The 9,490-nt window shown below is 55.4% G+C and carries 11 protein-coding genes; all 11 read left to right on the top strand.

Annotated elements, in window-relative coordinates; all coding sequences use genetic code 11:
- On the top strand, window positions 1-753 hold a 753-nt coding region (locus VEI96_10765; GenBank protein ID HXX58472.1), incomplete at its 5' end, for an argininosuccinate synthase.
- Window positions 740-1,828 (top strand): DNA-processing protein DprA, encoded by a 1,089-nt coding sequence (dprA, locus tag VEI96_10760; GenBank protein HXX58471.1) that lies wholly within the window; start codon window positions 740-742, stop codon window positions 1,826-1,828. The genes VEI96_10765 and dprA, both read left to right, overlap by 14 nt.
- Before the next feature lie 30 nt (window positions 1,829-1,858).
- On the top strand, window positions 1,859-2,032 hold the full coding sequence (locus VEI96_10755; GenBank protein HXX58470.1) for a hypothetical protein: 174 nt from the start codon (window positions 1,859-1,861) through the stop codon (window positions 2,030-2,032).
- Window positions 2,033-2,044: 12 nt separating this feature from the next.
- Window positions 2,045-4,354 carry a type I DNA topoisomerase gene (topA, locus tag VEI96_10750; GenBank protein HXX58469.1) on the top strand — a complete coding sequence of 770 codons (2,310 nt, stop codon included), beginning with the start codon at window positions 2,045-2,047 and terminating at the stop codon, window positions 4,352-4,354.
- Between the two features lie 37 nt (window positions 4,355-4,391).
- Window positions 4,392-5,087 carry a hypothetical protein gene (locus tag VEI96_10745; GenBank protein HXX58468.1) on the top strand — a complete coding sequence of 232 codons (696 nt, stop codon included), beginning with the start codon at window positions 4,392-4,394 and terminating at the stop codon, window positions 5,085-5,087.
- Entirely contained in the window at window positions 5,087-5,902 is an 816-nt protein-coding gene (gene ccsB, locus VEI96_10740) for a c-type cytochrome biogenesis protein CcsB (protein ID HXX58467.1), read from the top strand. The genes VEI96_10745 and ccsB overlap by 1 nt, the downstream gene beginning before the upstream one ends.
- Window positions 5,899-7,167, top strand: coding sequence for a glutamyl-tRNA reductase (gene hemA / locus VEI96_10735; GenBank protein ID HXX58466.1), 1,269 nt, complete (start codon window positions 5,899-5,901; stop codon window positions 7,165-7,167). Before ccsB ends, hemA begins: the two co-directional genes overlap by 4 nt.
- A gap of 14 nt (window positions 7,168-7,181) precedes the next feature.
- Window positions 7,182-8,156 carry a hydroxymethylbilane synthase gene (gene hemC, locus VEI96_10730; GenBank protein HXX58465.1) on the top strand — a complete coding sequence of 325 codons (975 nt, stop codon included), beginning with the start codon at window positions 7,182-7,184 and terminating at the stop codon, window positions 8,154-8,156.
- On the top strand, window positions 8,134-8,601 hold the full coding sequence (locus VEI96_10725) for a DUF488 domain-containing protein (protein HXX58464.1): 468 nt from the start codon (window positions 8,134-8,136) through the stop codon (window positions 8,599-8,601). The genes hemC and VEI96_10725 overlap by 23 nt, the downstream gene beginning before the upstream one ends.
- A gap of 33 nt (window positions 8,602-8,634) precedes the next feature.
- Window positions 8,635-8,985, top strand: coding sequence for a hypothetical protein (locus tag VEI96_10720; protein ID HXX58463.1), 351 nt, complete (start codon window positions 8,635-8,637; stop codon window positions 8,983-8,985).
- Between the two features lie 9 nt (window positions 8,986-8,994).
- Window positions 8,995-9,414 (top strand): secondary thiamine-phosphate synthase enzyme YjbQ, encoded by a 420-nt coding sequence (locus tag VEI96_10715; GenBank protein HXX58462.1) that lies wholly within the window; start codon window positions 8,995-8,997, stop codon window positions 9,412-9,414.
- Window positions 9,415-9,490 lie beyond the last annotated feature (76 nt).

Genomic DNA, 9,490 nt, shown 5'->3' with positions numbered 1-9,490 from the left:
CAGTCACTCATTGACTATGCTGAGGCGCATCGCATCCCCGTTACCGCTACAAAGGAAAAGCCTTACAGCACGGACAGGAACCTCTTCCATATCAGTTACGAAGGAGGGATTCTCGAAGACCCCTGGTCCGAGCCCCCTCGCGATATGTATACCATGATGGTGCCGCCGGAGAAAGCGCCCGACACGGCCACGACAGTCGAGATATCCTATAGGGCCGGCGACCCCGTGGCCTTGAACGGCACGGACATGAGCCCGGCCCGTCTGCTCGAAGCCCTCAATGGTATCGCCGGCGGTAACGGCATCGGGAGGGTCGACATCGTCGAGAACCGGTATGTGGGGATGAAGTCGCGCGGCGTATATGAGACACCCGGAGGTACGGTACTCCACGCCGCCCACAGGGCGATAGAATCGCTGACCCTCGACAGAGAGGTCCTTCACCTTCGGGATTCCCTTGTCACGAGATATGCCGAGCTCGTGTATTACGGCTACTGGATATCGCCTGAAAGGGAGGTCATTCAGCGCGCGGTGGATGATATCCAAAGAGATGTGAGCGGCGAGGCGAGACTGAAGCTCTATAAGGGTGCCTGTCTCGTCGTCGGGAGAAGATCGGAGAAATCCCTCTATCACCCGGAGCTCGCTACTTTTGAGGAAGAGGAGATTTACGACCAGAAGGACGCAGAGGGCTTTATCAAGCTCAGTGCCCTCCGTCTGCGGGTAAGAAGGCTTTTGCGAAACCCCCATGTCTCATCTTGAATCATGGATCGCCCTTTCCCTCGTGCCTGAAATAGGCACGGTTACGTTCAGGAAGCTTCTTTCCCTGTATGGAGAACCGGAGGATGTCTTCAGGGCCTCCCTGAAAGAACTCTCATCCATCGATGGAATCGGTGAACGGAAGGCAAAAAACATAAAAGACTTTTCAGGGTTCAAGGAGGCGGCAAAATGCCTCGCCCTCCTGAATCGGTCCGGTGCTCGGGTGGTGACCTGTAAGGACCCTGACTACCCTGACCTCCTCAGGCAGGTGGAAAACGGACCGGTTCTCCTCTATGTGAGGGGATCGATGAGAGAGGAGGACCGGTTTGCGGTCGCGATCGTCGGCTCGAGGAAACCGACCCATTACGGACGTGTGGTGACCGAGAAGCTTTCGTCGGAGTTGGCCGGCGCAGGGTTCACCGTCGTTAGCGGCATGGCGCGGGGCATCGATACAATCGCCCATGTGGGTTCTCTCACATCGGGAGGGAGGACCGTCGCCGTTCTCGGGTCGGGAATAGATACCGCTTATCCGCCCGAGAACAGGGGACTCATGGAGAAGATCGCTGAATCAGGATATGTGGTGTCAGAATTTCCCCTCGGTACAAAACCGAACAGAGAGAATTTTCCGATACGGAACAGGCTCATCAGCGGACTTTCCCTCGGGGTTCTCGTTGTCGAGGCGACCCGTGAAAGCGGATCGCTCATCACCGCTCAGCATGCGCTCGAACAGAATAGGGAGGTCTTCGCTGTTCCCGGCAGCATTACCTCTCCCAATTCGAGCGGAACAAATGACCTCATTCGGCGGGGGGCAAAGCTCATCGAGCGGACGGAAGATATCGTGGAGGAACTCGGCCCTATGCTCAAGGGGTTTGTGCCGGCGAGAGAGAAATCGCGGGCGGATATGACGGATGAAGAGAGAAGACTCTGTGATATACTAACAGGAGAGCCGCTCCACATTGACGTGATATCGAGAGGGCTTACACTCTCTCCCTCACGGGTTCTCGCCACATTGCTTAACCTTGAACTCAAGGGAATCGTCAGGCAGACAGAGGGCAAGAGGTTCTATCTTATCCAGTAAGGGAGGGCGGGCGAGTCCCGCGGATGTTCGATGGCAAAGAGATATCTTACCGCCAGGGCGGAAGACCTGGAGTATCTTGAAGAGGAAGAGCTTGACAGGATCATGTCTTTCCTTGTATATACCCTCATGGAGAAGACATCACTTGATGAGGAAGAAATCTATGCGTTTATCTATGGTGATGGCAAGAAAATTCTCTGGAACTGAAGGAGGTCGTGCGTGAAGTCTCTCGTCATTGTTGAGTCGCCTGCAAAGGCAAATACCATAAATAAGATACTCGGGAAAGGATTCTTTGTTAAGGCCTCGATAGGGCACATCAGGGACCTGCCGAAGAAGGAGATGGGCGTCAACGTCGAGAAGGATTTTGAACCGAGCTACGTGACGATCCCCGGTAAGGAGAAAGTCATCAGGGAATTGCGGAAGGCGGCGAAAGAGGCAGACGCGGTCTATCTGGCGCCCGACCCGGATCGGGAGGGGGAGGCGATCGCCTGGCACATAGCATCGGTGCTCTCGGACGCGAAACCGAAGCCGAAGGCGAAGGAAGAGAAGATATTCAGGGTCACCTTCAATGAGATAACGGAGCGGGCCGTGCATGAGGCGATAAAAAGTCCGAGGCGGATAGACAGCAATAAGGTGGACGCACAGCAGGCGCGGAGGATACTCGACAGGCTGGTCGGTTACGGATTGAGTCCGCTCCTCTGGAAGAAGGTGCGGCGCGGGCTGAGCGCAGGGAGGGTCCAGTCCGTAGCTGTCAGGCTCGTTGTTGATCGGGAGCGGGAAATTGAGGCTTTTCAAAAAGAGGAATACTGGAACGTCGCGCTCCAGTTGGAAGGCCCTGTTCTGCCTGCGTTCCCCGCAAAGCTCTATAAGTATCGCGGCTCCCTTGTTGTCAACCGTGAAGCCGAAGGGAACGAACGGTTTCTCATAAGGACCTCCGAGGATGCGGGGCGAATCACGAGCGAGATCGAAGCGGAGGCGCTCTCCGTTTCGAAGATCGACAAGAAAGAGCGGAAGAGGTCGCCCTATCCCCCCTTCACGACGAGCACCCTTCAGCAGGAGGCAGCGAGGAAGCTGAAGTACACCGCAAAGAGAACGATGATGCTCGCGCAGCAGCTCTATGAGGGAGTCGAACTCGGGGAGGAAGGTTCAGTCGGCTTGATCACCTATATGCGTACCGATGCGGTGAGAGTCGCCCCCGAGGCGCAGCAGTGGGCGAGGGAGTTTATAGAGAAGCGGTTCGGGAAGGACTATCTTCCGGAAAAGCCCCCTGCCTATAAAAGCAAGGCAGGTGCCCAGGAGGCGCACGAAACGATAAGGCCGACCGACATAACCCGCCCCCCGGAGGCATTGAAATCCTTCCTGACGAGGGATCAGCATAACCTCTATTCGCTCATATGGAACAGGTTTGTCGCGAGCCAGATGTCGCCTTCGAGGCTTGAGCAGACCACCTTCATCATCGAGAACTCCGGCAAGACATTCGACGTCAGGGCATCAGGGACCGTGGTGAGGTTCGACGGATTCATGGCCCTCTACACAGAAAGCAAGGACGAGATTGAGGAAGAGGAAGGGGGGATACTCCCCCATCTCAAGGCAGAGGATCGTTTGACGCTGAAGGAGGCGAAGCCTACACAGCATTTTACCCAGCCGCCCCCCCGTTACTCGGAGGCCACGCTCGTTAAGGCGCTGGAAGAAAAGGGGATCGGGAGGCCGAGCACGTACGCGACGATCCTATCGACCATTCAGGACAGGAAGTATGTGCACAAAGAGGAAGGCAGGTTTTCCCCCACCGAACTCGGCGTGGTGGTCAATGACCTCCTTGTCGACAAGTTCCCCGAACTGATCGACATAGGGTTTACCGCGAAGATGGAAGACGAACTCGACGGCGTCGAGGACGGGAAACTCGAATGGGTCGAGGTTGTGAAGGATTTTTACAGGCCCTTCAGCCATGACCTTTCGGAGGCGACGAAGACACTCGGCAAGATAAAACCAGCAGACATCCCCACCGACATTATGTGCGAGAAGTGCGGGATGCCCATGGTCATCAAATGGGGACGTCACGGGAGGTTCATGGCGTGCTCAGGATATCCGAACTGCAAGAATACGCGGCCGCTCGAGGGCCAGGGCACAGAGGCCCCCCAGGTGACCGACGAGAAGTGCGAGGTCTGCGGTTCACCGATGGTTCTCAAATCAGGGAGATTCGGAAAATTCCTCGCCTGTTCGCGCTATCCGGAATGCAAGACGACGAAGCCTCTGTCAACAGGGGTAAAATGTCCCGAGGATGGCGGAGACATTGTCGAGAGGCGTACAAAGAAGGGAAAACCGTTCTGGAGTTGCAACAACTACCCGCGGTGCAAATTTGCGACCTGGAATAAGCCGGTCCCGAAAAAGTGCCCGAACTGCGGAGCGGCCTTCCTCTTCGAGAAACGGGACAAGGCGGGCCAGATACTCCTCTCCTGTCACAGGAAAGAGTGCGGATATAAAGCGGCGGTGAGCCCCGAACAGTTGTCCGAGAGCCTGGCAGGCAGCTGACCCTCTCCCTGGTTCGAAAAAGGTCCGCGGACGTTCAATGGTAAGGCCCCTGATCATAGGAGTGGGCGGCGCCCACAGCGGCTCCGGAAAAACCGCCTATGCCTCGCTCCTCCTCCGGAGACTCAGGGGATGGGGCGCGATAAAATATACGAAGACCGGCCTCTATGCTTCTCTCGTAGACGATCAGGATATCCTCGCAGCCGAAGGCAAGGACACGAAGATCATGCTTGACTCCGGCGCAGAGCGGGTTCTCTGGGTCCAGGCGCCCCCCTCAGAGCTCGCAGAAGTGCTCCCGTTGGCCGTCGAGAAACTCTCTGACCTCAGGGGAATCATCGTCGAGGGGAACAGCGCGATTGAGTTTTTAAAGCCCGATATTATATTATTTATATTTGGGAAAGATTCGCGAATCCTGAAAGGAAGCGCAGAGGGAATCTTAGAAAAGGCCGATGCCCTCGTCTTTGAGGGAGAGCCGGCTGAAGTAATGAGAGGGAACGGTAAACGGTTCCTGAGGTCTCCCGACGGCGACGAAGGGCTTCTGCTCTATATAACGGAAATGGTCGAAACAAAGGAGAAGATAAGGGTTCTGGTTCAGGAAAGATCCGTCGGGGGCAAGCTTCCCTGTGCCGTGGCGAGACAGATAGCGGAGGAGCTGAAGGTCCCCTATAAAGACGTTGGTGACGTTTGCAATGAACTCGGAATAAAGATCTCCGATTGCGGACTCGGTTGTTTCTGATGGCGGTACTCCTCTTCGAACTCAGTCTCACCTTCTATTTTGCTTCGACCATCGGCAGCATCATAGAACTTCTCAAGGGCTCTAAGGCGACGTCACGGTTCATCCTCATATGCGCTGTTGCGGGCTTTGTCCTCCACACGGCGAATATCGTCTTCCGGTATGTCGATGCCCAGCACCTGCCGATCACGAGCCTCCATGAGGCATCTTCGTTCTTCTCCTGGTGCATCGTCCTCATCTTCTTTTTTCTCGAATACCGTTACCGGCTTGACCTCCTCGGTCCGTTCACGATGCCCATTGTCTTCGTCCTCATGCTCTCTTCCTCCATGCTGCCCCGGGAGATAAAGCCCCTGAGCCCGGTGCTCCAGAGCTACTGGCTCGGCATTCATACCTTTCTTGCGTTCCTCGGCGACGCGGCATTTGCGATGGCCTTCGGCATAGGCCTCATGTACCTGATACAGGAGCATCATCTGAAATCAAAACATTTGGGAGGACTCTTTCAGCGGCTGCCGAACCTCCAGATCCTGGACGAGGTCAACTATAAACTGATAACCCTCGGGTTTCCCCTCCTGACCCTCGCCATTATTACCGGGGCCCTCTGGGCGGAAAGTGCCTGGGGGAGCTACTGGAGATGGGACCCGAAGGAGGTCTGGTCGCTCGTGACATGGTTTATCTATGCCCTGGTGCTTCATGTGCGATTGACCGCGGGATGGAGGGGGAGGAAGGCTGCGATCCTCTCGATCGTCGGCTTCATCAGCGTGATCTTTACCTTCTTCGGCGTGAACCTGCTCCTGAAGGGTCTCCACGCGTTTGTATGAAGATCATCGTTGTCGGCTTGAACCACAAGACCGCTGATGTCGATGTCCGGGAAAGGCTCGCCTTCAACGGGCCGAAACTGGAGGAGGGACTGCTGAAACTCCGGGAACTCCGGGGGGTTGATGAGGCGATCGTCCTTTCGACCTGCAACAGGGTCGAGATGTACGCGGACGTGAAGGATACCGAGAGTTCCTTCGAGACGATCTGCGCCTTTCTCTCCGAGTTCCACGGCATAGACAGGGATGCGCTGAAGAGATCTCTCTATGTGTATCACGGCAGCGATGCGGTGAGACACGTATTCAGGGTTTCTTCAAGCCTCGATTCGATGGTCGTCGGGGAACCCCAGATACTCGGACAACTGAAGGATGCCTTTGACTTCGCCCTCCAAAAAAAGACGACGGGCATCCTCCTCAACAGGCTCATGAAGAAGGCTATCTCCGTGGCGAAGCGGGTAAGGACGGAGACAAAGATCGCCGAAAATGCGGTCTCGATAAGCTTTGCTGCGGTCGAACTTGCCCGGAAGATATTCACCGACCTCCCTGAAAAATCCTTCATGCTCCTCGGCGCCGGAGAGATGGCGGAACTGGCTGCACGGCATATGGTCAACTGCGGGGTAAGAGACGTTGCTGTTGTCAACAGGACCTTTGAGAGGGGATGCGAACTCGCCTCTGAATTTGCCGGAAGGGCGGTGAAGTTTGACGACTTCCTGAAGGAGATGGTGCATTCCGACATCATCATCTGCTCTACCGGCGCGCCGACGTATGTGCTCCACAAGGAAGAGATGCAGCGCGTGATGAAGGAGAGGAAACAGCGGCCGGTCTTCATCATCGATATCTCCGTGCCGCGCAACATCGACCCGGGGATTAACGACCTCGATAACGTGTATCTCTACGATGTCGATGACCTCCAGGGCACGGTCGATGCGAACATCCTCGAACGGAAGAAGGAGGCGGAGAAGGCCGAGGTAATCATCACGGAAGAGATCGAGGCCTTCAATAAATGGATATCGTCCCTCGATTCCGTTCCTACGGTGGTGGCGCTCAGGAACAAGGCGGAGGCGATCAAGAGGGAGGAGCTGGAACGGTTCGTGAATAAGTTCCCCGAACTGAGCGAGAAGGAGCGCAAGGCGGTGGAATATCTGGCCTCAGCCATCACGAATAAACTGATTCATCCCCCAACGGTAGCCCTTAAGGAGGACGCCGAGGACAAGGACATGCTCGTCGCGACGATCAAGAGACTTTACGGAATAAACGGAGAGGAGGAATAAGCCCTAGCAACGCGATGGAAAAGAAGAGAGTAGTCATAGGGACCCGGGGCAGCAAGCTCGCGCTCTGGCAGGCGGAGTGGGTAAAGGCGGAACTCGAACGGATGACGCCGGGGCTTTCGGTTGAACTGAACAAGATAAAGACGACGGGGGACAAGATCCTTGATGTCCCGCTCGCAAAGGTCGGCGGCAAGGGGCTCTTTGTCAAAGAGATTGAGGAGGCGCTGCTCGACGGTGGCGCCGACCTGGCGGTCCACAGCATGAAGGACGTGCCCACGGACTTTCCAGAAGGCTTGTATCTTCCGGTTATCTGCAAGAGAGAAGACCCGAGGGATGCCTTCATAACAGCCGGGGGTCCGAAGAGAATAAAGAGGTTTGACGATCTTCCGCAGGGGGCGACGATCGGGACAAGCAGCCTGAGAAGGTCATGCCAGCTTTTGAGCAGAAGGCCCGACCTGAAGATAGCCCAGTTGAGAGGGAACCTAGACACGAGGCTGCGGAAACTCGATGAAGGACAGTTCGATGCCATAATCCTAGCGGCCGCCGGTGTGAAGAGGCTCGGATGGGCCGAACGGATAACAGAGGTACTAAGCCCGGAGATAAGTCTTCCCGCCATAGGTCAGGGGGCGATCGGCATCGAATGCAGGGTGAACGACGAGTTCATCAACAAGCTCGTCGCGCCGCTGAATCATGGGGAAACCTCTACCTGCGTCAGGGCTGAGAGGGCACTTCTCAAGAGACTCGAAGGCGGATGCCAGGTTCCGATCGCAGCGCATGCGCGGCTCATTGACGGAAAGATCGTCATGGACGGACTTGTGGGGAGCGTCACCGGAGACAGGATCGTAAAGGGTCATATCGAAGGGAGCTCGGAACAGGCAGCGGCCCTCGGTATCGCCCTGGCCGAAGATATTCTTTCACGCGGCGCAAAAGAGATCCTCGATGAAGTCTACGGGAGATGCGCCCCGTCCGTTGACGGCGAAATCAGCAGTTAGCCTCGCCGACGCTCCTGGGGTAGTGAAGAGGATATTCACCCTGGGGACCGACCTGAGAAGCGAAGAGGATTTTGTCGAGATACTCTTGTCGTACGGCATCGAGGCCCTCGTGGACGTGAGAAGTTCTCCGAAGTCCAAGATCGCTGTTTTCAGCAAGGCTAATCTCGAAGATCTCCTGAGGAGCGAAGGGATCGAGTATCATTTCCTCGGCAAGGAACTCGGCGGTTTCAGGAAGGGGGGCTATATCGCCTATACCCTTACCGACGCTTTCGTGGAAGGGATAGGCAGGCTCGAGGCTCTTGCTCAATTGCGACCTTCGGTGATCGTCTGTTCCGAACGGTTTCCCTGGAAGTGCCACCGGAAGTGGATTTCGCGTGAGCTTCATAAGAGGGGATGGGAGGTTGAGCATATCATCGATAAGGGTAAGGTGTGGGTCCCGAAATGACAACGGAGAACCGAGGAGGAAAGAAATAGCGAGATGGAAAAATTCAGTTTCCTGACTAGCGTGGCTGAGGTAATGAAAGGCCTGATTTCCTATGAGACGATGATGGCATCCATTCAGAGGTCGTGCATGAGGGGCGAAGAATCGAATCTCGATCTCATGAGGCGTGAGGAACGTCAAGTCGACGGTCTCATAGAGGCGATGACAACGATAGAAAGGCTCGAGGTCCCCGATGACATCGCCGATGTCCTTGTCTTGAGATATCTCAGAAACACCCAGTTTCTTGCATCCCTGAAGGAAGACTATATCGATGTTTCGGGACTGGGGGAAGCAGGACTTCAATACTGGAAAAAGACGATGCTCTATAAAGTCGGCGTTGATTCGTAGCACCCAATAATGATCTTTACCGATACGATATCACTCCACACGAAGGGCTTCACCGATATCGTCGATTTTACCGGCGGGGTTGTCTCGATTTTGGAGAAGTCTAAGGTCGGAAACGGTCTGGCCACCGTCTTCTGCACCGGCTCGACAGGGGCGGTCACAACGATCGAGTATGAATCGGGAGTGATGAATGATCTGAAGAAGGCGATAGAGAAGATAGCGCCTTCAGATATTATGTATGAGCATGACAATCGATGGGGAGACGGAAATGGATTTGCCCATGTGAGGGCCGCTCTCATGAAACCTTCCCTCAGTGTCCCGGTAGTGGGCGGTAAGCTCTCATTAGGGACATGGCAGCAGATCGTCTTCATAGACTTCGACAATAGAAAGAGGCAGCGAAGCCTGATCGTACAGGTTATCGGCGATCGGTGATAAAATAAAAAGAAAGGGATACGATCGGCATGCATATCGACGCTTACAGCTTCGGAAAGATAGTCATCGACGAGAA

It is taken from the genome of Thermodesulfovibrionales bacterium (assembly GCA_035622735.1).
GTDB lineage: Bacteria > Nitrospirota > Thermodesulfovibrionia > Thermodesulfovibrionales > UBA9159 > DASPUT01.
Note: the sequence above shows the minus strand (reverse complement) of the source record. Positions and strands in the feature narration are given on the sequence as shown.

What these genes read in the sequence shown, in the direction of transcription:
- VEI96_10755 (HXX58470.1), top strand. Translation starts at nt 1,859, where the DNA reads ATGGCAAAGAGATATCTTACCGCCAGGGCGGAAGACCTGGAGTATCTT.
- hemA (HXX58466.1), top strand. Translation starts at nt 5,899, where the DNA reads ATGAAGATCATCGTTGTCGGCTTGAACCACAAGACCGCTGATGTCGAT.
- dprA (HXX58471.1), top strand. Translation starts at nt 740, where the DNA reads ATGTCTCATCTTGAATCATGGATCGCCCTTTCCCTCGTGCCTGAAATA.
- hemC (HXX58465.1), top strand. Translation starts at nt 7,182, where the DNA reads ATGGAAAAGAAGAGAGTAGTCATAGGGACCCGGGGCAGCAAGCTCGCG.
- VEI96_10745 (HXX58468.1), top strand. Translation starts at nt 4,392, where the DNA reads ATGGTAAGGCCCCTGATCATAGGAGTGGGCGGCGCCCACAGCGGCTCC.
- VEI96_10715 (HXX58462.1), top strand. Translation starts at nt 8,995, where the DNA reads ATGATCTTTACCGATACGATATCACTCCACACGAAGGGCTTCACCGAT.
- VEI96_10720 (HXX58463.1), top strand. Translation starts at nt 8,635, where the DNA reads ATGGAAAAATTCAGTTTCCTGACTAGCGTGGCTGAGGTAATGAAAGGC.
- ccsB (HXX58467.1), top strand. Translation starts at nt 5,087, where the DNA reads ATGGCGGTACTCCTCTTCGAACTCAGTCTCACCTTCTATTTTGCTTCG.